Source organism: Oxalicibacterium flavum, from assembly GCF_014635065.1.
GTDB classification, from domain to species: Bacteria; Pseudomonadota; Gammaproteobacteria; order Burkholderiales; family Burkholderiaceae_D; genus Oxalicibacterium; species Oxalicibacterium flavum.
Genome location: NZ_BMCG01000002.1, coordinates 613962 through 638658, shown reverse-complemented (window position 1 = coordinate 638658; position 24697 = coordinate 613962). Strand labels below are relative to the sequence as shown.

Below are 24697 nucleotides of genomic sequence, written 5' to 3'. Positions count from 1 at the left end.
GGCCTCTGTGGTTTTCCACTTGTATGGACGGAAAAACATGAGCACACCCATTACGCTTCACGGAGCGAACCTCCTGAAAGAGGAATTGCAGCGACTGAAATCCAAGGACCGGCCGGCCGTCATCAATGCGATCGCCGAAGCGCGCGCGCAGGGCGATCTGTCTGAAAACGCCGAGTACGATGCCGCCAAGGAACGTCAGAGTTTCATCGAGGGCCGCATCGCCGATATCGAGGGCAAGCTCGGTTCGTCGCAGATCATCGATCCCAAGTCGCTGGATGCGGACGGCCGCGTGGTGTTCGGTTCCACCGTGGAACTGGAAGACCTCGATTCGGGCGACAAGGTCACCTATCAGATCGTCGGCATCGACGAGGCCGACCTGAAGGAGAACAAGGTGTCCGTGACCTCGCCGATCGCACGCGCCATGATCGGCAAGCACGAGGGCGACGTGATCGCGGTCGAGGCGCCGGCCGGCCTGCGCGAGTACGAAGTGCTCAAGGTGCAGTACATCTGATGCTGCGCGCCAGCCGCATCCTGGTCGCCACGCTGTGGGTCGGCGCGCTGTGGACGATCGGTTTCATCGTCGCGCCCACGCTGTTTTCCACGCTCGGCGATCGCGAACTGGCTGGCAGCATCGCCGGCAACCTGTTTCGTGTGATGGCGTGGCTGTCGATCGGCTGTGGCGTGTTCCTGTTACTGACGCAGCGGTTGCGCACGCGTACATTCGCTGCCGACGATGGCCGTCCGCTGCACTGGCTGGTGATTGCCATGATGGCGTGCACGGTGCTTGGCTATTTCTGTCTGCAACCCTTCATGGCGGAGCTGCGCGAGGCTTTGCACGGTCTGCAGGATCCGGTGCAGATCGCTGACTTGCGTCGGCAGTTTGGCCTGTTGCATGGCGCATCGACGGTAGTCTATGTCGTGCAGAGTCTGCTTGGTGTGGCGCTGATCGTGAAGGTGCGGTGATCGGCAGCGAGAGCTGTTGCCGATCCGCGCAGGCGGGAAACTAAAAAGGCGCGTTGGTACGCGCCTTGTTTTTTTGACTGCGGCTGGCCTTCCAGTCCATCAGGCTGTGAGGTGCCTGACGGTTGGAGTGAACATTAACGTCCAAGCGCCGATTTCTTCTTGCTGCCCTGACGCGGTTTGGCGCGCTTGATCGAACCGCCCTGGGTGACGCGCTCGTTGCCCTTGACCATGACCTTGGTGACCGTCGGGCGCTTGGTGCCGCTGGGGCTGGGTTTGACGATGGTGACTTCGCGCAGGCCCTTGCCGCGCGTTTCGCTGCGCGTCTTTTCCGCTTCCTTCTTGGGACGATAGAGCACCAGCAGCTTGCCGATGTGCTGTACGGGTGCGGCACCAAGCTTGTCGCAGATCGTTTCGTAGATGGCGAGGCGTTCCTCGCGCTCGTCGCCGAACACGCGTACCTTGATCAGGCCGTGGGCGTTGAGGCTGGCATCGATTTCCTTGAGCACGCCGTCGGTGAGACCGGCTTCGCCGACGATGACGACAGGATTGAGGGCGTGGGCTTCGGCGCGCAGGGTGCTGCGTTCGGCCGCGGTGAGTTTGAACATGATGATGACGAATGGGCGGGAAGAGAAAGCAGCGGCGCAGGCGCCGGTAGTGCTGTCCCGCATGATTTAAAACCAGTATTCTACGCGAATGGCCAAGAAGAAATTGAACAAAAGCTGGTTGCACGACCACATCAACGATCCCTATGTGAAGCAGGCGCAGAAGGAAGGTTACCGGGCGCGTGCCGTCTACAAGCTCAAGGAAATCGACGAGGAGGAAAAACTGATCCGTCCCGGGCAGGTGATCGTCGATCTGGGCGCCACACCGGGAAGCTGGTCGCAATATGCGCGCAACAAGCTGGCCGGGGCCGAAGGCGGCGGCATCAATGGCACCATCATCGGCCTCGACATGCTGCCGATGGAGCCGATTGCCGACGTCCATTTCATCCTCGGCGACTTCCGCGAGCAGGACGTACTGGAAAAGCTGGAAGCGGTGCTGGAAGGACGCAAGGCGGATATCGTGCTGTCGGACATGGCGCCCAATCTGTCGGGCATCGCGGTGGCCGACGCGGCGCGCGTGCAGGATATTGTCGATCTGGCAGTGGATTTCGCCCAGCACCACATGAAGCCCTCGGGCGCGTTATTGGTCAAATGTTTCAACGGTTCCGGATACCAGTACCTGGTGGAAAAATTTCGTGCCGAATTCAAGACCGTGGTGCAGAAAAAGCCCAAGGCCAGCCGCGATAAATCGTCGGAAGTCTTTTTGCTCGGCAAAACGCTGAAAAATCCGCTTTGATGGCCATTTCGGCCTTGTTTCCGGCACTTTAACCCCAATACCGGATACTGCACGGCTGGGTTTTTGCAGGTAGAATCGGTCTTACATCCATAGAAAAAGGCGCGCTGGCGTCCAAGGAGTCTCAGTGAATAACATGTTTTCCAAGGCCGCGATCTGGGTGGTCATCGGGATGGTCCTTTTCACCGTCTTCAAGCAGTTCGACGGCCGCACCGCTTCCGGTTCCGCCACGCCTATTCCTTACTCCGATTTCCTGGACGAAGTCAAAGCCAAGCGCATCCGCGAGGCGACCATCGAGGACCGCGTCATCGTCGCGACCACCACCGATGGCAAGAAGATCAAGTCCGCGATCACCTATCTGGATCGCGGCCTGATCGGCGACCTCGTGAACAACGGCGTCAAGTTCGACGTCAAGCAGCCGGAAGAACAATCCTTCCTGTCGCAGATCTTCATTTCCTGGTTCCCGATGCTGCTGCTGATCGGTGTCTGGATCTTCTTCATGCGCCAGATGCAGGGCGGTGGCAAGGGCGGGGCGTTCTCGTTCGGCAAGTCCAAGGCGCGCATGCTGGATGAAACGCAGAATGCCGTGACCTTTGCCGACGTCGCCGGTTGCGACGAAGCCAAGGAAGAAGTTGGCGAACTGGTCGAATTCCTGCGCGATCCGACGCGCTTCCAGAAACTTGGCGGTCGCATTCCGCGCGGCGTGTTGATGGTCGGCCCGCCGGGTACCGGTAAGACCCTGCTGGCACGTGCCATCGCCGGCGAAGCAAAAGTGCCGTTCTTCACGATCTCCGGTTCCGACTTCGTCGAGATGTTCGTGGGCGTCGGCGCATCGCGCGTGCGCGACATGTTCGAAAACGCCAAGAAGCATTCGCCCTGCATCATCTTCATCGACGAGATCGATGCGGTCGGCCGTCATCGCGGTGCCGGCATGGGCGGTGGCAACGACGAGCGCGAACAGACCCTGAACCAGATGCTGGTCGAGATGGACGGTTTCGAGCCGAACTCGGGCGTCATCGTGATCGCCGCGACCAACCGCGCCGACGTGCTCGACAAGGCGCTGCTGCGCCCGGGCCGTTTCGACCGCCAGGTCATTGTCGGCCTGCCGGACATCCGCGGCCGCGAACAGATCCTGAACGTGCACATGCGCAAGGTCCCGATCTCCAGCGACGTCAAGGCCGACATCCTGGCACGCGGCACCCCGGGCTTCTCGGGCGCCGATCTGGCCAACCTCGTCAACGAGGCGGCGCTGTTTGCGGCACGCCGCAACAAGCGTCTGGTCGAGATGCAGGACTTCGAGGATGCCAAGGACAAGATCGTCATGGGACCGGAACGCAAGTCGGCCGTCATGCGCGAGGAAGAGCGTCGCAACACGGCCTACCACGAGTCGGGTCATGCGGTGGTTGCCAAGCTGCTGCCCAAGGCCGATCCGGTGCACAAGGTCACGATCATGCCGCGCGGTTTTGCATTGGGCCTGACCTGGCAGCTGCCCGAACATGACCGCATCAACATGTACAAGGACAAGATGCTGGAAGAGATTTCCATCCTGTTCGGCGGCCGCATTGCCGAGGAAATCTTCATGCACCAGATGTCGACCGGCGCTTCCAATGACTTCGAGCGTGCGACCAAGCTGGCACGCGCGATGGTGACGCGCTACGGCATGTCGGAAACGCTGGGTACCATGGTCTATGAGGATACCGATCAGGATACCTACATGGGCCGCATGGGCGCCAAGACCGTGTCGGAAGCCACGCAGCAGAAGGTGGACCAGGAAATCCGCACCATCCTCGACACGCAGTACGCGCTGGCGCGCCGCCTGCTCGAGGAAAACCGCGACAAGGTCGAGATGATGACCAAGGCGCTGCTGGATTGGGAAACCATCGACTCCGATCAGATCAACGACATCATGGAAGGCCGCGAGCCGCGTCCGCCGAAGTCGGGTCTGCCGGTCAAGAACCAGCCGCCGGGCAATCCATCCGACGACGTGGCGCCGAACGCAACGGCACCGGCCTGATCCGATCAACCGGGCTGGCAGTAACGAGGGTGAGGAGAAATCCTTGCCCTTTTTGTTTGGGGGGCGCGCAGTCTTGCGCCTGCTCCCAAAAAGGGGAATCCATGCAGACTTATTTGCAATGCGGACGTTTTCGTCTTCCGCTCACGCGGCGGCGGCCGCTGGTGATGGGTATCCTCAATGTGACGCCGGATTCGTTTTCGGACGGCGGCCGCTATCATTCGCTTGATGCGGCGCTCACGCACGCCGAGGCGATGATCGCCGATGGCGTGGATCTCATCGATATCGGCGGCGAGTCGAGCCGACCGGGATCGCAGCCGCTGTCGCTGCAGGAAGAACTCGATCGCGTGATGCCGCTGGTGTTCGGACTGCGCGAGCTTGGCGTGCCGCTGTCGATCGATACCTACAAGCCGGCGGTGATGCGCGAGGTGATCGCGGCCGGTGCCGACATGATCAACGACATCAACGGCTTTCGCGGCGAGGGCGCGTGGGAAGCGGTTGCGGGTTCCGATTGCGCGCTGTGCATCATGCACATGCAGGGCGAGCCGCAAAGCATGCAGCAGAATCCGGTATATGCAGATGTGGTGGCGGAGGTAACGGCCTTTCTGGCACGGCGCATTGCGCAGGCATGCCGGGCCGGCATTGCCGACGAGCGTCTGTGCATCGATCCGGGTTTCGGCTTCGGCAAGACGCATGAGCATAACCTGGCATTGTTCGGGTGTATCGGCGACATGCAGAAGGCGCTCGATACGCCGTTGCTGGTAGGCGTGTCGCGCAAGACCATGATCGGCACGCTGACCGGACGTCCGATCGAGCAGCGCGCGGCGGGCAGCGTGGCAGCGGCGCTGGCGGCAGCTGCGCATGGAGCGCACATCGTGCGTGTGCACGATGTGGCCTCGACCGTCGATGCGCTGAAGGTTTGGGAAGCGCTGGCCTAGTGGCCGACAATCCACACGAAGAATTCATTTCATACAAGCAAAAAACAGAAAATGGCACGTAAATATTTTGGTACCGATGGCGTACGAGGACGAGTAGGGGAAGCGCCGATCACGCCGGATTTCGTGATGCGGCTCGGCTATGCCGCCGGCACGGTGCTGGCGAAGGCGGAGATCCCGGGTAGCCGGCCGGTCGTCCTGATCGGCAAGGACACGCGCATTTCGGGTTACATGCTGGAAGCGGCGCTGCAAGCGGGTTTTTCAGCCGCTGGTGTAGATGTCATGCTGGCCGGCCCGATGCCGACGCCGGCGATCGCCTATCTGACGCGCGCGTTGCGTCTCGCTGCCGGGGTGGTGATTTCTGCCTCGCACAATCCATATGAAGACAACGGTATCAAGTTCTTCTCGGCATCCGGCAACAAGCTGCCTGACGCCGTGGAGCTCGAGATCGAAGCCGCGCTCGAAGTCCCGATGGCTTGCGTGGAATCGAGGAGGCTGGGCCGCGCCACGCGTCTCGACGACGCGCGCGGACGCTACATCGAGTTCTGCAAGAGCACCTTTCCCAACGAACTCGATCTGCGCGGTACCAGAATGGTCGTTGACTGCGCACACGGCGCCGCTTACCACATTGCGCCGCACGTGTTCCACGAACTCGGGGCGGAAGTGATCGCCATTGGCGACAAGCCGAACGGCTTCAACATCAACGACAAGGTCGGCGCCACCGCGCCGCAGGCGCTGGTCGAGGCAGTGCAGCAGCACAAGGCGGACATCGGCATCGCGCTCGACGGCGATGCAGACCGCCTGATCGTGGTTGACGCCAAGGGACGCATCTTCAATGGCGACGAGCTGCTCTACATCATGGTGCGCGACCGCATGGAGACGCGTCCGCTGGAAGGCGCGGTCGGTACGCTGATGACCAACATGGCGCTCGAAGTCGCCTTCCGCAAGATGGGTATCGGTTTCGTGCGGGCCAACGTCGGCGATCGCTATGTGCTGGAAGCGCTGCAGGAGCGCGGCTGGCTGGTCGGCGGCGAAGGCTCGGGCCACATGCTGTGCCTCGACAAGCACACCACCGGCGACGGTATCATCTCGGCCTTGCAGATACTGTCGGCACTCAAGCGCAGTGGCGCGACGCTGGCGCAACTGACGGAAGATATCGCGCTGTATCCGCAGAGTCTGGTCAACGTGCGCGTGCAGCCGGGCTTCGACTGGAAGAACAACCAGGCCTTGCAGTCGGAGAAGGAGGCTGTGGAAAGGGAGCTTGGCGACAATGGCCGGGTCCTGTTGCGTGCCTCGGGTACCGAGCCGTTGATTCGCGTGATGGTGGAGGCAGCCGATGCTGCCGTGGCCGAGCGGATGGCGCGCCGTATCGCCGACAAGGTCGCTGCCTGAAAGACGTGACAACGTCTTCTTTTATATTGACCGCAGTGCGCCGGTGCGGTATGATCTTTTTCTTTTCGGAGTGTAGCGCAGCCCGGTAGCGCATCTGCTTTGGGAGCAGAGGGTCCTAGGTTCGAATCCTAGTACTCCGACCAATAAATGCGAAGGGACGTAAAGGTTTTGCCTTTACGTCCCTTTTTGCTTTCTCTTCGTTTTTTCTTGCCGTTCTGGCACGTTACTCGCTTCTCTTTCCGTCAATCAGGTAATCCCGGATTTTTCGTTCCGGCTGGAAACCCGCATGAATGCAGGCAATGGCGCTTTTTTGCCACGAATTCCCATGACAAGATTATTGTCTTTTTTTCATTGTCTTTTTTGAACTAAAATCTGCCGGTATCTTCTAAAACGCCATACGCCGACGTGCAGTCGAGAGGTATGGACATAATTTTTGGGAGAGGTTTGTCTTGCATAAAAGTCACAGTAATCGTTCCGAATCCGAGGGGGTGATGCCTATGCAGGCTGGCATTGCCGCAGCGCTTCATTCGCACGGGATCGGCAAGGGTTGCGGTGAAACGGTGCGCTTGCGGATCGGTGTGGTGCAACTCGGCGTGTGTCTGCTGATCGCGGCGCAGCCGGTGCTGGCGGCCGAGGGCGATACGTTCACCCCGTATGTAGGTTATGGCATCTATCACGACGACAACATTTCCCGCCAACCGGACGATGGCGTGCGGTCGGGAGATACCTGGCGGAAGACGACAGTGGGAATTCGATTCGACAAGGAAATCAGCCGTCAGCGCGTGCGTGTGGATGCTTCGCTCAACGACACCAGGTACGACGACTTCAGCCGTTTCGACAACGACGGGCGTCGCCTGCTGGCGAACTGGAACTGGGTCATGGGCAATCGCTTCAGCGGCAACGTGGGCACCAGCTACATCGAGACGCTGACGCCGTTCAACGACGTTGCGGCCGACGGCACGCCGTTGCCGAGCAGCGTGCGCACGCAGCGCCGCTCGTTCGCCAACGGCGGCTGGCATTTCCATCCGGCGTGGCGCGTGACGGCGGGCGTGAGCCGCGACGACGTGAATTACGAAGATATTCCCTCGGCGCGTTTGAGCATCGACGCGAGCGAGGTCGGCATCGATTACATCGCGCGCAGCCAGAACCGGATCGGCCTGGTGCTGCGGCACAGCGATGCGACTTATCCGAACCAGTTGCCGGGCCTGGGCAGCGATTACACGCAGGACGAGGTCAAGGCCAACGTCAAGTGGCGGCTGACCGGCAAGACCGATCTGCAGTTCCTTGGCGGCTGGGCACGACGGCGTTTCGATTCGCAGGTGGGCCGCGATTTCACCGGGCCCGATGCGCGCCTTACGGCCAACTGGGCGGCGACCGGCAAGACCAGCTTTACGCTGGCGGCATGGCGTGAACTGGGTTCCGGCATCTATCGCTACGATCGCGAGGCGATCGTCGGCGAGCCCGATGACCTGAGCTCGAATTACTCGCGCAACACCGGTGCGAGCATCAAGGCCAACTGGCAGGCGACCGCCAAGATGGGCTTCGATGCCATGCTGCAGTCGGAGGACAGGGATTACAACCGGATCGACCGATCGGATCGATACCGCAAGAGCACATTGGGGATGACGTATCTGCCGTTGAGGCAACTCAACATTCGACTGTCTGTTTACGATCAGCGCCTGAATTCCGATGCGACGTCTGCCACGACGTACCGGACCAAGGGCTTCCAGATTGCGACCCGCTATGAATTCTAAGCTCAGCCATATTCAGACACCGAACGACATGCATGCCCGCTCATGGGGCATGCGCCTGATCGAACCGGTGGTTGCCATCGTCATGCTGTACCTGGTGGCGCTGGCGACCGGAGACGAGATCACCGGCAATCATGCGGTGCTTGCCATCATCACTTTCTTCATCAGCTCCACGCTGTTCGGTTTCGGCGAACAGCGTCACATGCCGCGCGATGCGACCTTCTGGGATTTCACCAAGGCGGCGCTGCTGAACTGGATGATCGTGATCGGCTTTCTATTGTTGCTCGGTTACCTGACGGGTTTCTTCAGCCTGTTCGCGATGGAAACGCTGGTACTGTGGTTCGCACTGACGCCGGTGGCGCTGGTGGGCAGTCAGATCGCTGCGCATCGCATCAGCTACAGCCTGCGCAAGAGCGGATTGGTGCGTTCGGTGCTGATCGTCGGCGTCAACGACGTGGCGCTCAAGCTGGCACAGCGCATCGAGGAGCATCCGGGGCTGTTGATGCATGTGGAGGGATTCTTCGACGACCGCGACCTGTCGCGCCAGCCCGAGGGAACAAGGATTCCGCTGCTCGGCAGCATGAACGACCTGCCGGGCTATGCGCGTGCGCACAACATCAGCACCATCTTCATCAGCCAGCCGATGTCGGCGCAGCCACGCATCCGCAAGCTGCTCGACGAACTGCAGGACACCACGGCCTCGATCTATTTCCTGCCCGACCTGTATGTGTTCGACCTGATCCAGGCGCGCTTCGACAGCGTGGCCGGGGTACCGGTGGTGGCGATCTGCGAGACACCGTTCACCGGCATGAACAACATGGTCAAGCGCGTCAGCGACGTGGTGCTCGGCACGCTGATCCTGATCATGCTGCTGCCGGTGATGCTGGCGATCGCGATCGCGGTCAAGCTCGGTTCGCCGGGGCCGGCGATCTTCAAGCAGCGCCGCTACGGCCTCTATGGCGAAGAGATCATTGTTTACAAGTTCCGTTCGATGACGGTGGCGGAAGATGGCGCGCAGGTCACGCAGGCCACGCGCAACGACAAGCGCGTCACGCGCATCGGTGCCTTCCTGCGCCGCAGTTCGCTCGACGAGCTGCCGCAGTTCATCAATGTGCTGCAGGGACGCATGAGCATCGTCGGTCCGCGTCCGCATGCGGTCGCGCACAACGAGCTCTACCGCAAGCAGATCAAGGGCTACATGCTGCGCCACAAGGTGCGGCCCGGCATCACCGGCTGGGCGCAGGTCAACGGTTTCCGGGGCGAGACCGAGACGCTGGAAAAGATGGAAGCGCGCATTGCCTATGACCTCGACTATCTGCGGCGCTGGTCGCTGCTGCTCGATCTGTGGATCATCGTGCGCACCGTGAAGGTCGCGCTGCAGCGTGACAACGCTTACTAGGAGTCATCCAGGATTCTTCCCGATTGTTGGTGTGGCGCGGCGGAGGGCAGTTCTACCGTTGTAATGAATGGTGTGTTGATTGTTGTGAAAAATATATGAAAAACAGTCGAAACAGTTGGACCGGAAACCGCGGTGCGCTGCACATGTGCGTGCTGACGATGAGCGTGATGCTGGTGGCTTGCGGTGGCGACAAGGAGGGCAGCAAGCCGGCCGGCCAATCGATGGCGCGCGTCAACGGCGAGGACATCACGGTGCATCAGTTGAATGCCGAGCTAGAACGCATTCCAGCGGGGCAGCCCGTGTCGCGCAAGGACGTGCTGGACGGACTGATCGGGCGCCAGTTGCTGCTGCAGCAGGCGAAGAAGGAAAAGGCTGATCGCGATCCGCGTGTACTGCAGGCGATCGAGCGTTCGAAGGAACAGATTCTGGCGCAGCATTATCTGCAGGCGAAGATCGGCAAGCCGGCGCGACCGAGCGAGGCGGAGATAGGGAAGTTCTATGAAGACAATCCGGTCATGTTCGCGCAGCGCAAGCTGTTCGATACGCGTGAGCTGACCATCGCCACGCGCGACCTGAGCGTCGAGCTGATACAGAAGATGGAAGCGGCACGTTCGCTGGACGAGGTCGAGCGCTGGCTGGATGCGCATGGCGTCAAGTATGTGCCGGCGCAGGCGATCCGAAACAGCGCGGAACTGCCGCCGCAACTGGTGGAGATGCTGGAGAGGATCCCGACCGGCAAACCGTTCACGGTCCGGCAGGGTGAACAGAGTCAGCTCGCCGTGCTGCAGGACGTGCGCAGCAGTCCGCTGACGCTGGCGATGGCACGGCCGCGCATCGAGCAATACCTGCAATTGCGGAAATCGCGCGAAGCGGGCGAGGCCGAGATTGCGCGCCTGCGCACGGAGTCGAAAGTGGAATACCTGAACGGCTCGGAACAGCTGGATCAGGTGCAGGACGGCAAGGAGAAAGCTGCAGCCATGCCGCAGGCGGCAGGTGCCGATCAGGCGAAGGATGTCGGGCACGGTGTGACCGGGCTCGGAAAATGATGACTGGCAAGGAAGGAAGAAGGCAATGAAAAAACTGTTCATGACCCTGTATGCGTTCGCAATGCTGGCGACCGGTATTCCGGCATCGGCCAATGACCTGCAGCTCGGACCTGGAGATGTGCTGAAGATTTCGGTCTATGGCAATCCCGATCTGGCGGTGGAGACGCGTGTCAACGATGCGGGCGTGATCTCGTATCCGCTGGTTGGCGATGTCGAGGTCGGCGGCCTGACGCCGAACGCGGCCGAGCGCAAGATCGCCGGTCTGCTCGAGAGCGGCGGCTTCATCCGCCAGCCGCACGTCAACCTGATCGTCACGCAGATGCAGAGCCAGCAGTTGTCGGTGCTGGGGCAGGTCAACAAGCCAGGCCGTATCCCGGTTGACGGCAAGCGCAGTTTGACCGACATCCTGGCGATGGCCGGCGGCCTCAATCCCGATGCCGACGACCGCGTGACACTGGTGCGCACCAAGGATGGCCAGACCGTGCGCGAACGCTTCAACCTCGCCGACATCATGCGCGGCGACGGTGCCGTCAATCCGGAGCTGCGGCCGGGCGACGTGGTGTACGTCGATCGCGCGCCGCGCTTCTATATCTATGGCGAAGTGCAGCGTCCGGGTTCGTATCGTCTGGAAGAAGGCATGGATGTGCTGCAGGCGCTGTCGGTCGGTGGCGGCCTGAGCCCGCGCGGCACCGAACGCGGTATCAGCGTCAAGCGCCGCGACGAGCAGGGCGTGATGCAGATCATGGAAGTCAAGCAGGACGATCGCGTGCAGGTCAACGACGTGATCTATGTGAAGGAAAGCTTCTTCTGAACGGCGCACCGTCGGAAAACTGCATGAAACAGAGTCGTATCGAGAGGCAAACATGAACCTGACCCAGCTCCTGCTCATCCTGCGGGCCCGCTACAAGCTGATCCTGCTGCCGCTGGTGGCGATCACGGCGCTGACCCTGGTGGTCGTCCTGCTGCTGCCCAGGACCTACACCGCGACCACCTCGCTGGTCCTCAACTACAAGGGCACCGATCCGGTCACCGGGGTGGCGTTGCCGTCGCAGCTGATGCCTGGCTACATGGCCACGCAGATTGACATCATCAAGAGCAAGACGGTCGCGCTCAAGGTGATCGACGATCTCAAGATGGCCGACAGCCCGACCGTGCGCCAGCAGTTCCAGGACGCCACCGGCGGCCAGGGCTCGCTGCGTGACTGGCTGGCCGGCCTGCTGTCGTCCAATGTGGCGGTCGAGCCGTCGCGTGACAGCGGTGTCATCAATATTTCCTTCAGTGCTTCGGATGGACAGTTTGCGGCCACCATGGCGAATGCCTTTGCCGCTGCCTACCAGACCGCGGCGGTCGAGCTGAAGGTGGCGCCGGCGCAAAAGGCGTCGAGTTTTCTCAATACCCAGCTCAAGGCATTGCGCGACAACTTCGAGGCGGCCCAGCGCAAGCTGACGGCCTATCAGCAGGAACACAATATCGACGATGCCGACAACCGCCTCGATGTGGAAACGGCGCGCATGAACGAACTGTCGAGCCAGCTGGTGGCGGTGCAGGGCCTGCTGATCGATGCATCCTCGCGCCAGGGACAGGCGCAGCGCAATGCCGGTGCCTCGCCCGACATCATGAACAACGGCGTGATCCAGGGGCTGCGCGGCAATCTGGCGGCGGCCGAAACCAAGTTCGCCGAGATCAGGCAGCGTCTGAGCGTCAACCATCCGCAGTACCAGTCGGCCAAGGCGGAAGTCGATCAGCTGCGCGCGAGCCTGAACCAGCAGATCGGTCTGGCCTCGTCCAGTGTCAGCGGCAATGCCGACATCCAGAAGAAGCGCGCCGCCGATCTGGAGGCGGCGCTTGCCGAGCAGCGCAAGAAGGTCATGGAGCTCAATCTCGCGCGTGACGAGTTGAAGCTGCTGGTCAACGAAGTGCAGGCTGCGCAGCGCGCCTACGAGGCTGCATCCAACCGCTACACTCAGACCAGCCTGGAATCGCGTTCCATGCAGTCCGACGTCGCCATCCTCAACGAAGCCGTGACGCCGCTGACGCCGAGCTCGCCCAACGTCAAGTTGCTGATGGTGCTGGCAATCTTCTTTGGCGCCATGCTCGGACTGGGATTGGCGGTGGTGGCCGAGATCATGGACCGCCGTGTGCGTTCCGCGCGCGATCTGGTGGAAGCGCTCAATGTGCCGGTGCTCGGCGTGTTGCGGCAGGACCGGCCGAAACGTCCGCGTCTGGGCTTCACGCCACCGCTGCTGCCGCAGCGCTGATACAGAATCGAAAATGGAGTCCACATGAACCGGATATTCAATCCCGTCGCCATTCACAATCCCCAGGGACGCAAGCCCGATTCGAACATTGGCCGCATTCTGCTCGACATGGGGAAAATCTCGGCAGCCGATGCCGAGCGCATTCTGTTGATGCAGAAAGAGAAGGGCATGCGTTTTGGCGAAGCGGCGCAGGCTCTGGGCCTGGTCACGGAAGCCGATATCGAGCAGGTCCTTGCGCACCAGTTCGACTACCCGTATCTGCGGCCCGGGCAGGGCGGCTTTTCGCCGGAACTGGTGGCTGCCTACCGGCCGTTCGATGCACAGGTCGAAATGCTGCGCGGCGTGCGTAGCCAGCTGATGCTGCGCTGGTTCGGCAGCGGTCGCAAGACGCTTGCCATCGCCAGCATCAATCCAGACGATGGTGCCAGCATGTTTGCCGCAAACCTGGCCGTGGTGTTCTCGCAGCTGGGCGAAAAGACGCTGCTGGTTGACGCCAACCTGCGTTCGCCGCAGCAGCATCGCATTTTCAATCTGCCGTCCGGCCAGGGGCTGTCCGACATCCTCGCCGACCGCGCCGAGCTCGATGCGATCAGCAGGATTGCGCCGTTCATCGACCTGTCCGTGTTGTCGGCCGGCACGCTGCCGCCCAATCCGCAGGAGCTGCTGAGCCGCTCCTCGTTCGCGCGCTTCAACCAGCATATCGAGCACGGCTACGACGTCGTGCTGTATGAAGTGCCGGCGTTCTCGACCGGCGCCGATGCGCTGGCAGTGGCCACGCATGCGGGCGGCGTGCTGCTGGTGGCGCGCAAGAACCGCACGCGCATTGCGCACATCAATGCAGCGGCCGAGCAGCTCGGCCGCTACGGAGCGGATGTGATCGGCTCGATCCTGCTGGAAGACTGATGAGCGCCTGGACCATGCGACCGGCTTCCGACGCGGCGATGCGGTGGAAGCCGCACGTGCAGGAATGGCTGCCGATCGCCATCGGTCTGCTCGCACTGTTCGTGCCGATGTTCATCGGATTGTTCGAGGGATTGTGGAGAACCGAGGAGCAGGGGCACGGCCCCATCATTCTGGCCTTGTCGCTGTGGCTGATCTGGCGTAAATGGCCGGCGATGATGCAGAAGGCACCGCCGCGCATGGCGCTGACCGGCTGGCCGGTATTCGTGATCGGACTGTTGTTTCATGTGCTGGGCCGCTCGCAGCAGATCCCGGTGGTCGAGGTCGCTTCCTTCATCTGGGTGCTGGCCGGCATCGTGCTGCTCAAGCGCGGCTTCGCCGGCCTGAAGGTGCTGTGGTTTCCGTTCTTCTTCATGCTGTTCATGCTGCCGCTGCCCGGCATCATCGTCAGCGAACTGACGATGCCGATGAAGACCGCGGTATCGTGGGTCACCGAGCACGTGCTGTTCGCCGTCGGCTACCCGATCGCGCGCGACGGCGTGGTACTGCAGATCGGGCAGTACCAGTTGCTGGTGGCCGATGCCTGCGCCGGTCTGCAGACCTTGCTGACGCTGGAATCGCTCGGGCTGTTCTATCTGAATGTGGTGCAGCATGCCTCGGCCTTCCGCAACATTGCGCTGGCCTTGCTGATCGTGCCGATCTCGTTCACCGCCAACGTGATCCGGGTAATGACGCTGACCCTGATCACCTACCATTTCGGCGATGCGGCCGGCCAGGGTTTCCTGCACGGCTTTGCCGGCATGGTGCTGTTCTTCAGCGCACTGATCCTGATCGTCGGCGTCGATGCGCTGTTGCAGATGTGGGTCAGATATCGGGAGGGGCGACGCCATGCCGATGCCGCTGCCTGACCAGACGCGTCGCACCATGCTGTTCGGCCTCGCGCTGGGCGCGATCATGGTCTCGACCGCCGGTGCGATTCCCTTCGTGACGCCGACCGACATGCTGGCCGCACAGCGGCCGGCGGTCGATCTGGATGCACTGGTGCCGACCTCCTTCGGCGACTGGCACGAGGACCGCGCGCTGGCGTCGGCGGTGGTCAATCCGCAGACCGAGGCCGCGCTGCGCCGCATCTATGCGACCACGCTGTCGCGCATCTATGTCAACCGCAATGGCGAACGCATCATGCTGTCGATCGCCTACGGCAGCGACCAGGGAGGCGAATCCACGCAGGCGCACCGCCCCGAGATCTGCTATGCGGCACAGGGCTTCTCGCTGCACGACAACCACGTCGATGCACTGCAGACCGTGCATGGCGTGATCCCGGTGCGGCGACTGGTCGCCATCAACGGTATGCGTCATGAACCGCTGACCTACTGGGTCACGGTTGGCGACAAGGCGACGCTGCCCGGCTTGCGCCGCAAGCTGGCACAGCTCGCCTACGGACTCAACGGCACGATCCCGGACGGACTGATCTTCCGCGTGTCTTCGATACAGAACGATGTGCAGGGCGCCTATCGCCTGCAGAATGGCTTCGTCGATGCCTTGTTCGACGCGCTTACGCCCGAGCAGCGCGTGCGGCTGGCGGGCCGAACCGAAGCCGGAGGGCAGGCGTAATGGCGCGTCACGATTCGCTGTTCTTTCCGCCGGCCGCCAATGGCTGGGCGCATCCGGGCTACACACCGCGTCCCACTGCACAGCAGGCCGCGCGCCAGGAGCACGGCTGGCGGCTGTTCGGCTTGTGGATCCTGTTCGGCGCGGCGCTGTACCAGATGGCGCTGTGCCTGGTGCACACGCACGTGTTCGCAGTGCGTACAGCGATGGTCGGCGCCGCCGAGTTCGTGCTGTACCTCGGCTGCCTGCTGGTGCTGGCGCGACGGCTGCAGCTCGACGTGGTCGCCATCCTGAGTTTGTGTGCCGCGTATCTTCTTTTGCTTGCCTTGCTGCGCGGCTCGCTTGATGCCAAGGGTTTTCGCGATCTGCTGATCGTGCTGCTGTTCTACTGGCTTGGCCGTTCGGTCGGCGACGTGCGCACGGCCGACCGTTTTCTGCGCATCCTGATCGGCGTCGTGCTGCTGTTCGGCTTCTTCGAGATGTTCTTCGTCGAATACTATTCGCGCGTCTTCAACGTCTTTTCGTATTACGTAAGCCAGGGCGGCCTGCGCGGCACCAACTGGATCAAGGACAACACGCTCGCATTGAACAGCATGCGGCCCGAGGGCATAGGCCGTACCATCCTGCCGGGGCTTCTGGGCGCGCACCGCGTATCGTCGATCTTTCTGGAACCGGTTTCGCTCGGCAACTTCGCCGTCATCACGGCGGCATGGGGATTGTCCAAGGAGAAGACCGAATGGCGCTGGATGCTGTTCTTCGTCGGCGCCGCCATGCTCATGATCACGCTGGCCGATTCGCGCTACGGCCTGATGACGATCTCGTGCCTGATCCTGATGCGTCTGGCGTTTCGCGGGCGCATGCATTACCTGCTGATGTTCCTGCCGCTGGTCTGTGTGCTGATGCTGATCGGCATCGCGCTCTTTCTGCCCGACTATCACGGCGACAACATGCTGGGCCGGCTGCGCATCACGGGTGTGGTGCTCAGCGAATTCGGCATCGGCGAGCTGATGGGACTCAAAGGCTACAACCTCGGCTTCGGCGACATGGGCTACGCGGTGCTGCTCACGCGTTTCGGCCTGCCTTTCTTCGTGGCGTTGTGGATCGGTTTCTGGATGATCCGCATGAAGGACGAGCAGGGCATCCGTTTCCGCGCCTACGCGGCGCTCTACATGTCGCTGATCCTCGCCATCAGCGGCACCTCGCTGATGGCGCTCAAGACCGCCGGCGTGCTGTGGTTCCTGATCGGCTGCTGCGCGCTGCGCGAAAAACCTGCGGTTGCGCGCGGCTTTGCCGATACGCCGGCACCGCAGTCTGCAAACAGAAAGGCAAGTCATGTCTCTTAAGGTCGTTCATCTGGTGCGTCAGTATCATCCTTCGGTCGGCGGCATGGAGGATGTGGTGCAGAACATCGCGCGCCATCAATTGCTGCAGCATGGACATCGCCCGCGCATCGTCACGCTCGACCGGCTGTTCCGCAATTCGGACCAGGTCCTGCCGGCCGAGGACGAGGTGCAGGGCATACGCGTGACGCGTCTGCCGTACAGCGGTTCCTCGCGTTATCCGCTGGCGCCGGGCGTGTTGCGGCACGTGCGCGATGCCGACGTGGTGCACGTGCATGGCGTCGATTTCTTCTACGACTATCTGGCGCTGACCAAGCCGCTGCATCGCAAGCCGCTGGTGGCTTCCACCCATGGCGGCTTCTTTCACACGGCCTTTGCCTCGCGTCTGAAGCGCGTCTATTTCAACACCGTCACGCGCAGCACTTCCCTGGCCTACGACCGCGTGGTGGGGACCAGCGAGAACGACGGCGAGATATTCGCGCACATCATGCATGCGCCGCGGCTGGCGGTGATCGAGAACGGCGTGAACGTGGAGAAGTACGCCGATCGCGCCGCGCGCACGCCGACGCCGACCATGATCTATTTCGGCCGCTGGTCGGTCAACAAGGGGTTGCTGGAAACGATTGCGCTGTTCAGGGAACTGGCGAACGCACGGCCCGAGTGGCGGCTCATCGTCGCCGGCCGCGAATACGACCATACGCGCGACGAACTGCAGGAGCGGGTGCGTAGCGCCGGTCTGGAAGGGCGCGTGACGATCGTCGAGAACCCGTCGGAACAGGAGCTTGCCGGTCTGATCGGTCAGGCCGGCTATTACATCTGCCTGTCGCGCCACGAAGGTTTCGGCATTGCGCCGATCGAGGCGATGAGCGCGGGACTGACGCCGCTGCTCAGCGATATTCCGCCGTTTCGCAACCTGGTGGAGAAATCCGGCCTGGGCATGCTGATCGGCCGGGACGATGTCGCGGCACAGGTGGCGGGCATTCTGGCGCTGCACGACGGCGGCACCGCAGCCTTCACGCAGCGGCGCGAATCGGCGCAGTGCTTTGCGGCGCAGTACAGCTGGCGGCATATCGCCGACCGCTATGTGGATATTTACAGAAAGCTGGCAGGCGAAGGTAGTGCGGTGAGATAGGCATCTGGTCGAAGCGCTGTTGCCCATACAGGTCATGGGCCGGGGAGAAGGACATGGATTTCAGGATTTATGTGATCAATCTGGCGCGTGCAACCGACCGGCTGGCGGCGATGCGCAGCAAGCTCGACGAACTGGGTCTGCCGTTCGAACGCATCGATGCGGTTGACGGCAGGGCGATGAGCGTGGAAGAGCGCATGGAGTTTGCCCGGCTGCGGGCACGTGCCAATGGTTGGCTGCCTGGCGCGATCGGTTGCTTTCGCAGCCATTTCCAGGCCTGGAACCGGATTGCGGAAGACAGTGCCGGATTCGGCGTGGTGTTCGAGGACGATGTGCATATCAGCAGCAGCTTGCCGATGGTGTTGACGAATCTTGGCAAGCACCTCGGCCATTTCGACATCGTGCGTTTCGAGGGAACCCGGCATCGGGTCCTGCTGGACATGAAGGAGAGTCTTTCGGTGTTGCCGATCAGCCTGTACGGCGTGCGCTCGGAAAGCTGGGGCGCCGGTGCCTACGCGATCACGCGCGACGCAGCCAGGCTGTTGCTGGTCGAGCCTGTGAAGAGTCACAGCCCGGTCGATTTCTTCCTGTTCGACAAGCGCTCGTCGGCAGCCGCCAGACGGCACCGCGTCTTCCAGTCGGTGCCGGCGCTGTGCGTGCAGTCGAAGTTCGATCTGGTGCGCGGCACGGTGCAGACGCGGTACGGCAGCGATATCGAACATGGGTCGGACCGTTCGCGCTGGCAGCATCACTTGCGGATCGTTGCCTGGCGCGTACGCGGCTTGAAGAACCTGATCGTCGGGTACCGGCGAATTCGCCTGTCGGACGACATCGTTCGTCATTAGCGCAAGTGATCGCCGTGCAATTCGTTTAACAAGGAGAAGAAATGAAACAGATGTTCCCGGCTGCAAGTGGTGACAGGCGAGGTGGCGTTGCCCTGTTCGGATGGATGGCAGGCATGCTGCTGTTCGCGTTGGCGGGCAGCGCGGCTGCCCAGTGCTTGGCGACCGGGCAGTTGAAGGGCGTGAATCTGGCGGGCGCCGAATTCAACAGCTCCAAGTTGCCGGGCACGCTCAACAAGGATTACATGTATCCGCGCAACGCCGATCTCGATTACGTGAAGCAGCTTGGAGGCAACACGATCCGCTTGCCGTTTCTGTGGGAGCGCGTGCAGCCGGAGTTGAACGGCGAACTCAGCACGGCCGAACTCGCGCAGATCGACAAGACGGTCAAGCAGGCCGCCGCGCGCGGCCTGTGCGTGATTCTCGACGTGCACAACTACGGCACCTATCGCGGCAAGACCATCGGTTCGGCGGAGGTGCCGGCAACGGCCTTCGTCGATCTGTGGAAGCGGCTGGCGGCGGCCTTTCCCGATCCGCAGCAGGCCATCTTCGGCCTGATGAACGAGCCGGCCAAGATCAGCATCGCGCAGTGGGCGCCTGTTGCGCGCCAGACCGTGCAGGCATTGCGCGCAGCCGGTGCGCAGAACGTGATCCTGGTCGCCGGCGGACGCTGGAGCGGCGCGCACGAATGGACCAAGGACCAGGGCGGCACATCCAACGGCCGGGAGTTCGCCGCGCTCACCGATCCGCTCGGACGTACCTGGCTGGAGGCACACCAGTACGCCGATCCCGGCTATTCGGGAACCGGCACCGAATGCGTGGAGCCCGATCGTCTCGGCCGCATCTTCGCCAACGTGACCGACTGGGCGAAGCAGAATGGACAGAAGCTGTTCCTGGGCGAATTCGGCACGCCGGGCTCCGAATCTTGCCTGGCGGCACTGGATGCCATGCTGGCCCAAATGGCGGACACGACCGTGTGGCGCGGCTGGACCTACTGGGCGGCAGGCGCGTGGTGGGCCGCCAATTATCCGATGAGCATTCAGCCGCGCGACGGCGTGGACAAGCCGCAGGCGGCGGTGCTCAAGAAATATTTTCAGTGACGTGGTGTGAACGAGTTTGCCGTGAATGTTGTCATAAAGTTCACGGCAATCAGCCTGCCAGATGGTGATGAAGATGCAGCCCCTGAAGAAAAACCTGCGTATTGCGTATTTTCCTTTCGAGAACGACGGTAATCGTTATACAGACAATTTCAAGAAGATCCTCTCCGGTTTCGGTGACATTGCCGAAGCGCCGCCGCTCAAGCGCATTCTGGGCAGCATCGTCCAGCGTCGCTTCGACATCCTGATCCTGAACTGGTCGGACAACAATTTCGTCAATGCGCGTACCGGCCGCATCAGTCCGTTCGGCGTGGTCAAGGAGTTCGTGCGCATCGCGATCTACAACGTCATCTCGCGCCGCACGATCTTCGTGCGGCACAACGTCTATCCGCACAGCGCCGTCGGCAAGAGCCGCGACCTCGCGGGGCGCATCATCGCACTCTATGAGAAGTGCTTCGACCTGTGCTGGGTGCATTCGGGCCATCTGGCGGAAGACAACCGGTTCTACGTGCCGCATCCCCTGTACGAAGTCGACGACGCGGTAGCGGCATCGGTGGCGCAACTGCGGTTGCCGTCGCGCTATTTCGTGATCTTCGGCCGACTGCTGTCGTACAAGAACATCGACCGGCTGCTCGAGATCCTGCCGCCCGACATGCACGTGGTGGTTTGCGGCTCCTGTCCCGATCCCGATTATCTGCAACGTCTGCAGTCGCTGGCCGGTCCCAACGTGACGCTGATCGCCGAATTCATTTCCGACGAGCTCGCGCGCGAACTCATCGTGCGGTCGGCCGGCATGGTGATCTGCCATGCCGACGACGACATGATCGTCAGCGGCAGCATCATCTATTCGATTTCGCTCGGCGTGCCGGTGTTCGCCATCGAAACGCCTTTCATCGCGTGGTTCCGCGAGACCGTCAACGACAACATGGTGGTGGCGGCTGGCGATTTTCATGACCTTGTCATGCATATGCGGCAGCATCGGTTCGACATCAGCGCGTCGGACGTGGCGGTGACGCAGGGGCACTTCTCCGATCAATCCGTTCATTCGCATGTGGCGATGACATTCGAGCGGCTTGGTCTCACGCAATGATTTCGTTTGGTAATACAGCACAGGCCGGATACGGGCATGCCCCGTTCCGGATCAGAACATGGGTTTGATGAATATCCTGAATCGGCTGACCAATGGCGCCGGCGACGAGCGTGGGCAGGGCGCGTTTCCGCGCGTGGAGCTGTTTTACTGGACGCCGTCGGGTGGCCGCCTCAATTTCGGCGATCACCTGTCGCGCGTGGTCGTGACCAGGATTCTGGCCGCGTACCAGCACCTGCTCGAAGAAGAGACGGCCGCTGCGCACACGCTGTTCGCGATCGGCTCGGTCCTGCATTTCGCGCAGAGCGGCGACGTGGTGTGGGGCTCGGGCGTGAATGGCAAGATCGCCGCCACCGAACACCGCTTCGAGACGCTCGACGTGCGCGCCGTGCGCGGCCCGCTGACGCGCGACTTTCTGCAGCAGCGCGGCATCGTCGTGCCCGAGGTCTATGGCGATCCGGCGCTGCTGATGCCGACGCTGTTCCCGGACCGCTTCGCGCGCGATCCGCAATCGCCTTACGTGTTCGTGCCGAACCTGCACGACCTGGAGATCGCGCGTGAGAAGGGCATCGCGCACATCGTCTCGCCGCTCGATGCATGGAACCGTTGCATCGCCGAGATCCTGCGCGGCGAGATGGTGATCGCCAGTTCGCTGCACGGCCTGATCATCGCCGAAGCCTACGGCATTCCGGCGCGCTACCTGCGCCTGTCGCCCGAGGAAAACATCTTCAAGTACAACGACTACGTGATGGGTACCGGACGCGGCGCGATCGAGGCCGCGTCCAGCATCGAGGAAGCGCTTGAGATGGGCGGCATGCCGCCGCCCGTGTTCGACGCGCAGCGCCTGCTGGCGGCGTTTCCGCTTGATCTGTGGGAAGAGGCATTGCGCTGATGGAAGCCGGCACCGTCAGGAAGGCGATCTACCGCGGCACCATGTGGTCGCTGATCGACAATTTCGCGCGGCAGATGATCACGCTGGTGGTCTTCATCGTGCTGGCGCGCATGCTTGCGCCGTCGCTGTTCGGCCTGCTGGCGACCGCGATCCTGATCGTGCAGGGTTTCAAGGCGATTGCCTTCGACAGCATCGCGACCGCCATCGTGCGCCTGAAGGCGCCGACCGACGAGGACTACAGCACCGGTATCTGGACCTGCCTCGGCCTGTCGCTGCCGGCCTTCGGCATCCTGTTCGTGCTGGCACCGTGGCTCGAGCAATGGCTGGATGCGCCGGGCCTGTCGCAGGTGGTGCGCGGCGTGAGCTTCATGATCCTGTGCAGCGGGCTGGCGCGCATCCACGAGGCGCGCCTGACGCACCAGATGAACTTCCGTCCGCTGGCGATCCGCTCCTTCGTCTCGGTGGTGGCCGGCGGCGCGGTCGGCATCGGCATGGCGTTCAACGGCTACGGCGTCGAAAGCCTGATCGCGCAGCAGGTCGTGACGTCGCTGTGCGAATTCGTCCTGTTGTGGTCGCTGGCCGGCTGGACGCCGTCGCTGCGATTTTCAGGCACCGCGTTCCGCGAGATCGTGCGCTATGGCAAGTATGTGGCAACCACCGCCGCCACCAACTTCGCCAACCAGAACAGCGACATCTTCTTCGTCACCTATTACCTGGGGGCGGCGGCTTCCGGTTTCTATGCGACCGGCAAGCGCATCACCAACACGCTCAACATCGTGATCTCGACCGCGCTGATGCGCGTGTCGTTGCCGGCGTTCTCGCGCCTGCAGGACGACGACGAGCAGTTGCGCGCGACCTTCCTGCACTCGACCGCGTTGACGGCGATGGTGACGGCGCCGCTGTTCGTCGGCCTCGCCATCCTGTCGCGCGATGTGGTGCTGCTGTTGCTCGGCGAGAAGTGGCTGCCGTCGGTGCCGGTGATGCAGATCATCACCATCATCGGCTTCCTGACCTCGATCGGCTATTACAACCAGAGCATCATGCTGGTGAAGAACAAGCCGCAATGGCAGACGCGCCTGGCGCTGCTGTACGCGGTGACCAATATCGGTGCGTTCGTCGCCTTCACGCGCTTCGGCCTGGTCGCCACCGCGCTGGCATTTTCCTTGCGTGCGCTGTTGCTGTTCCCGGTCTCGGTCTGGTGCGCCATCACGCTGATCTCGGTCGGCTGGCGGCAGTACTTCTTCAATATCCTGCCGGCGCTGGTGGCGTCGGCATTCATGGCGGTGGTGGTGGTGTTCGCGGCTACGCTGATGCAGGACCTGCCGGTGGTGCTGCGGCTGACACTGTTGATCGGTATCGGCGCGCTGTCCTATGCATTGCTGCTGTATTTCGTGATGGCGCGCGAGTATCGCGCACTGGCAGCAAGCTTCGCCGCACGTCTGATCTTGCGCCGCTCGTATCCGTGACAGTCGTTGGGAAAGGAAAATATCATGAGCTACCTGGTGATTTCGGCGCATGACTATCGCAGTCGCCGCAAGGCCGGCTTGCACTTCATTGCCGGAGAACTGGCAAGGCGCGGGCCGACGCGCTTCTTCTCGTGCCAGTACAGCCTGCTGTCTGATCTCAAGTCGGACCCGCGCAAGTCGATCGGCTCGCTCGCCAACCGCAAGGAGATGCACGAGGGTGTCGAATGCTATCTGTGGAAGACGCTGATCCATCCGTTCAACATGCGCAAGGAGATGTTCCAGCCGCTCGAATCCTTCCTGTTCCGGCGCTACGTGGGCCGGCCCAGCCCGGTGCTGGTGGAATGGATACGCGAAGCCGACACGGTGGTGTTCGAAAGCGGCATCGCGCCGGTGTTCTTCGAGCTGGTGCGCGAACTGAATCCGGCCGCGCGCACCATTTACGTCGCCTCGGATGACCTGGAGACGATCAACGTCGCCTCCTACGTCAAGCGCACCTTCGACCGCATCGCACCGCAGATGGATGCGCTGTGCCTGAAGTCGCGTTTCATGGCCGATGGCATGCCGCGTTCGGACAACCGCTACGTGGTGCCGCAGGGTTTCGACTTCTCGATTGCCGAGCATGCCGATCCGTCGCCGTACGGCGAGGGCATCCACGCGGTGTCGGTCGGCTCCATGCTGTTCGATCCCGGTTTCTTCGCGATCGCCTCGCGCCTGTTCCCGGAAGTGACCTTCCACATCATCGGTTCCGGCACCGGACGCCACGACGGCTATGGCGACAACGTGCACGTCCATGACGAGATGCCGCACAAGACCACGCTGCCCTACATCAAGCACGCGACCATCGGCCTCGCGCCGTATCGCGCGGCGGGGCTGCCGACCTATCTGGCTGACACCTCGCTCAAGCTCATGCAGTACGACTTCTTCGGGCTGCCGGCGGTATGCCCGAGCGGCATCGTCGGTGACTACCGTTCGCGTTTCGGCTACACGCCGGACGATGCCGACTCGATCGCCGCCGCCATGCGCGCCGCCATGGCCGCGCCGCGCCAGACTTTCCGCACGCCGCTCGAATGGTCGCAGGTGGTCGACCGCCTGCTGGCACCGCAGGATTACGCGGATACGCAATTGCCGGGGGAAGCGCGCCGTACGGAAGCCGCTGCCTTTGCCTACAGCCAGGTTGCCTGAATCCACCTGAAATTTTTTACATGGTGCGGAACCATTTTCAAACGTGTTCCTCTGAAGTGTT

The 24697-nt window shown here is 62.2% G+C and carries 23 protein-coding genes and 1 tRNA gene; 23 read left to right on the top strand and 1 reads right to left on the bottom strand.

The features are described 5' to 3' along the window. Positions 1-37 precede the first annotated feature (37 nt). Together greA and IEV38_RS06525 are read left to right on the top strand one after the other, a co-directional pair. On the top strand, positions 38-511 hold the full coding sequence (greA, locus tag IEV38_RS06530; protein WP_188395343.1) for a transcription elongation factor GreA: 474 nt from the start codon (positions 38-40) through the stop codon (positions 509-511). Beyond that, positions 511-963, top strand: coding sequence for a DUF4149 domain-containing protein (locus IEV38_RS06525; protein WP_188395342.1), 453 nt, complete (start codon positions 511-513; stop codon positions 961-963). The genes greA and IEV38_RS06525 overlap by 1 nt, the downstream gene beginning before the upstream one ends. A 134-nt stretch (positions 964-1097) precedes the next feature. Here the strand turns inward: IEV38_RS06525 and yhbY are convergent, their stop codons facing one another. Then, positions 1098-1568: a ribosome assembly RNA-binding protein YhbY gene (gene yhbY, locus IEV38_RS06520; protein ID WP_188395341.1), complete on the bottom strand. Its 471-nt coding sequence runs from the start codon at positions 1566-1568 to the stop codon at positions 1098-1100. Positions 1569-1656: 88 nt separating this feature from the next. On the opposite strand from yhbY, the gene IEV38_RS06515 reads away from it, so the two are divergent. From IEV38_RS06515 to IEV38_RS06415, 21 genes are all read left to right on the top strand, one after another. After that, positions 1657-2301 carry an RlmE family RNA methyltransferase gene (locus IEV38_RS06515; protein ID WP_188395340.1) on the top strand — a complete coding sequence of 215 codons (645 nt, stop codon included), beginning with the start codon at positions 1657-1659 and terminating at the stop codon, positions 2299-2301. Between the two features lie 124 nt (positions 2302-2425). Continuing rightward, on the top strand, positions 2426-4312 hold the full coding sequence (gene ftsH, locus IEV38_RS06510; protein ID WP_188395339.1) for an ATP-dependent zinc metalloprotease FtsH: 1887 nt from the start codon (positions 2426-2428) through the stop codon (positions 4310-4312). A gap of 101 nt (positions 4313-4413) precedes the next feature. Next, positions 4414-5247 carry a dihydropteroate synthase gene (folP, locus tag IEV38_RS06505; RefSeq protein WP_188395338.1) on the top strand — a complete coding sequence of 278 codons (834 nt, stop codon included), beginning with the start codon at positions 4414-4416 and terminating at the stop codon, positions 5245-5247. Between the two features lie 51 nt (positions 5248-5298). Continuing rightward, entirely contained in the window at positions 5299-6636 is a 1338-nt protein-coding gene (glmM, locus tag IEV38_RS06500; RefSeq protein ID WP_188395337.1) for a phosphoglucosamine mutase, read from the top strand. 66 nt (positions 6637-6702) lie between these two features. Further along, positions 6703-6779 (top strand) — tRNA-Pro (locus IEV38_RS06495). A 348-nt stretch (positions 6780-7127) separates the two neighbouring features. Then, complete coding sequence (gene epsL, locus IEV38_RS06490; RefSeq protein WP_188395336.1) at positions 7128-8390, top strand: XrtB/PEP-CTERM-associated polysaccharide biosynthesis outer membrane protein EpsL; 1263 nt, start codon at positions 7128-7130, stop codon at positions 8388-8390. Positions 8391-8418: 28 nt separating this feature from the next. Then, positions 8419-9786, top strand: a complete 1368-nt coding sequence (locus IEV38_RS06485) for an undecaprenyl-phosphate glucose phosphotransferase (protein WP_188395335.1) — start codon at positions 8419-8421, stop codon at positions 9784-9786. A 95-nt stretch (positions 9787-9881) separates the two neighbouring features. Next, on the top strand, positions 9882-10832 hold the full coding sequence (locus IEV38_RS06480) for an EpsD family peptidyl-prolyl cis-trans isomerase (RefSeq protein ID WP_188395334.1): 951 nt from the start codon (positions 9882-9884) through the stop codon (positions 10830-10832). 25 nt (positions 10833-10857) lie between these two features. Next, entirely contained in the window at positions 10858-11643 is a 786-nt protein-coding gene (gene epsE, locus IEV38_RS06475) for a polysaccharide export protein EpsE (protein ID WP_188395333.1), read from the top strand. A gap of 52 nt (positions 11644-11695) precedes the next feature. Beyond that, a complete protein-coding gene (gene epsF / locus IEV38_RS06470; protein ID WP_188395332.1) occupies positions 11696-13090 on the top strand; it encodes a chain length determinant protein EpsF in 1395 nt (464 codons plus the stop codon). Between the two features lie 24 nt (positions 13091-13114). Continuing rightward, complete coding sequence (epsG, locus tag IEV38_RS06465; protein ID WP_188395331.1) at positions 13115-13993, top strand: chain length determinant protein tyrosine kinase EpsG; 879 nt, start codon at positions 13115-13117, stop codon at positions 13991-13993. Between the two features lie 14 nt (positions 13994-14007). After that, entirely contained in the window at positions 14008-14898 is an 891-nt protein-coding gene (gene xrtB / locus IEV38_RS06460; RefSeq protein WP_371869847.1) for an exosortase B, read from the top strand. After that, positions 14879-15604, top strand: a complete 726-nt coding sequence (epsI, locus tag IEV38_RS06455) for an exosortase-associated protein EpsI, B-type (RefSeq protein WP_188395329.1) — start codon at positions 14879-14881, stop codon at positions 15602-15604. The genes xrtB and epsI overlap by 20 nt, the downstream gene beginning before the upstream one ends. Next, a complete protein-coding gene (locus tag IEV38_RS06450) occupies positions 15604-16944 on the top strand; it encodes a polysaccharide polymerase (protein ID WP_188395328.1) in 1341 nt (446 codons plus the stop codon). Before epsI ends, IEV38_RS06450 begins: the two co-directional genes overlap by 1 nt. Then, complete coding sequence (locus IEV38_RS06445; protein ID WP_188395327.1) at positions 16934-18073, top strand: glycosyltransferase family 4 protein; 1140 nt, start codon at positions 16934-16936, stop codon at positions 18071-18073. Before IEV38_RS06450 ends, IEV38_RS06445 begins: the two co-directional genes overlap by 11 nt. Positions 18074-18126: 53 nt before the next feature. After that, entirely contained in the window at positions 18127-18915 is a 789-nt protein-coding gene (locus IEV38_RS06440; RefSeq protein ID WP_188395326.1) for a glycosyltransferase family 25 protein, read from the top strand. A gap of 41 nt (positions 18916-18956) precedes the next feature. Then, the gene (locus IEV38_RS06435; protein ID WP_229728847.1) at positions 18957-20012 is read left to right on the top strand and encodes a glycoside hydrolase family 5 protein; all 1056 of its coding nucleotides are present in this window, start codon (positions 18957-18959) and stop codon (positions 20010-20012) included. A 67-nt stretch (positions 20013-20079) separates the two neighbouring features. After that, the gene (locus IEV38_RS06430; RefSeq protein ID WP_188395325.1) at positions 20080-21099 is read left to right on the top strand and encodes a glycosyltransferase family protein; all 1020 of its coding nucleotides are present in this window, start codon (positions 20080-20082) and stop codon (positions 21097-21099) included. Positions 21100-21157: 58 nt separating this feature from the next. Further along, the gene (locus tag IEV38_RS06425) at positions 21158-21988 is read left to right on the top strand and encodes a polysaccharide pyruvyl transferase family protein (RefSeq protein ID WP_229728845.1); all 831 of its coding nucleotides are present in this window, start codon (positions 21158-21160) and stop codon (positions 21986-21988) included. After that, entirely contained in the window at positions 21988-23454 is a 1467-nt protein-coding gene (locus IEV38_RS06420) for a lipopolysaccharide biosynthesis protein (RefSeq protein WP_188395324.1), read from the top strand. Before IEV38_RS06425 ends, IEV38_RS06420 begins: the two co-directional genes overlap by 1 nt. 24 nt (positions 23455-23478) lie before the next feature. Continuing rightward, positions 23479-24636 (top strand): GumK N-terminal domain-containing glycosyltransferase, encoded by a 1158-nt coding sequence (locus IEV38_RS06415; protein ID WP_188395323.1) that lies wholly within the window; start codon positions 23479-23481, stop codon positions 24634-24636. The last annotated feature ends 61 nt before the right edge of the window (positions 24637-24697 follow it).

Excerpts from the sequence above, each read along its gene's own strand:
- greA (WP_188395343.1), top strand. The coding sequence starts at position 38 with ATGAGCACACCCATTACGCTTCACGGAGCGAACCTCCTGAAAGAGGAA.
- IEV38_RS06525 (WP_188395342.1), top strand. The coding sequence starts at position 511 with ATGCTGCGCGCCAGCCGCATCCTGGTCGCCACGCTGTGGGTCGGCGCG.
- yhbY (WP_188395341.1), bottom strand. The coding sequence starts at position 1,568 with ATGTTCAAACTCACCGCGGCCGAACGCAGCACCCTGCGCGCCGAAGCC.
- IEV38_RS06515 (WP_188395340.1), top strand. The coding sequence starts at position 1,657 with ATGGCCAAGAAGAAATTGAACAAAAGCTGGTTGCACGACCACATCAAC.
- folP (WP_188395338.1), top strand. The coding sequence starts at position 4,414 with ATGCAGACTTATTTGCAATGCGGACGTTTTCGTCTTCCGCTCACGCGG.
- glmM (WP_188395337.1), top strand. The coding sequence starts at position 5,299 with ATGGCACGTAAATATTTTGGTACCGATGGCGTACGAGGACGAGTAGGG.
- epsL (WP_188395336.1), top strand. The coding sequence starts at position 7,128 with ATGCCTATGCAGGCTGGCATTGCCGCAGCGCTTCATTCGCACGGGATC.
- IEV38_RS06485 (WP_188395335.1), top strand. The coding sequence starts at position 8,419 with ATGCATGCCCGCTCATGGGGCATGCGCCTGATCGAACCGGTGGTTGCC.
- IEV38_RS06480 (WP_188395334.1), top strand. The coding sequence starts at position 9,882 with ATGAAAAACAGTCGAAACAGTTGGACCGGAAACCGCGGTGCGCTGCAC.
- epsE (WP_188395333.1), top strand. The coding sequence starts at position 10,858 with ATGAAAAAACTGTTCATGACCCTGTATGCGTTCGCAATGCTGGCGACC.
- epsF (WP_188395332.1), top strand. The coding sequence starts at position 11,696 with ATGAACCTGACCCAGCTCCTGCTCATCCTGCGGGCCCGCTACAAGCTG.
- epsG (WP_188395331.1), top strand. The coding sequence starts at position 13,115 with ATGAACCGGATATTCAATCCCGTCGCCATTCACAATCCCCAGGGACGC.
- xrtB (WP_371869847.1), top strand. The coding sequence starts at position 14,008 with ATGCGACCGGCTTCCGACGCGGCGATGCGGTGGAAGCCGCACGTGCAG.
- epsI (WP_188395329.1), top strand. The coding sequence starts at position 14,879 with ATGCCGATGCCGCTGCCTGACCAGACGCGTCGCACCATGCTGTTCGGC.
- IEV38_RS06450 (WP_188395328.1), top strand. The coding sequence starts at position 15,604 with ATGGCGCGTCACGATTCGCTGTTCTTTCCGCCGGCCGCCAATGGCTGG.
- IEV38_RS06445 (WP_188395327.1), top strand. The coding sequence starts at position 16,934 with ATGTCTCTTAAGGTCGTTCATCTGGTGCGTCAGTATCATCCTTCGGTC.
- IEV38_RS06440 (WP_188395326.1), top strand. The coding sequence starts at position 18,127 with ATGGATTTCAGGATTTATGTGATCAATCTGGCGCGTGCAACCGACCGG.
- IEV38_RS06435 (WP_229728847.1), top strand. The coding sequence starts at position 18,957 with ATGAAACAGATGTTCCCGGCTGCAAGTGGTGACAGGCGAGGTGGCGTT.
- IEV38_RS06430 (WP_188395325.1), top strand. The coding sequence starts at position 20,080 with ATGAAGATGCAGCCCCTGAAGAAAAACCTGCGTATTGCGTATTTTCCT.
- IEV38_RS06425 (WP_229728845.1), top strand. The coding sequence starts at position 21,158 with ATGGGTTTGATGAATATCCTGAATCGGCTGACCAATGGCGCCGGCGAC.
- IEV38_RS06420 (WP_188395324.1), top strand. The coding sequence starts at position 21,988 with ATGGAAGCCGGCACCGTCAGGAAGGCGATCTACCGCGGCACCATGTGG.
- IEV38_RS06415 (WP_188395323.1), top strand. The coding sequence starts at position 23,479 with ATGAGCTACCTGGTGATTTCGGCGCATGACTATCGCAGTCGCCGCAAG.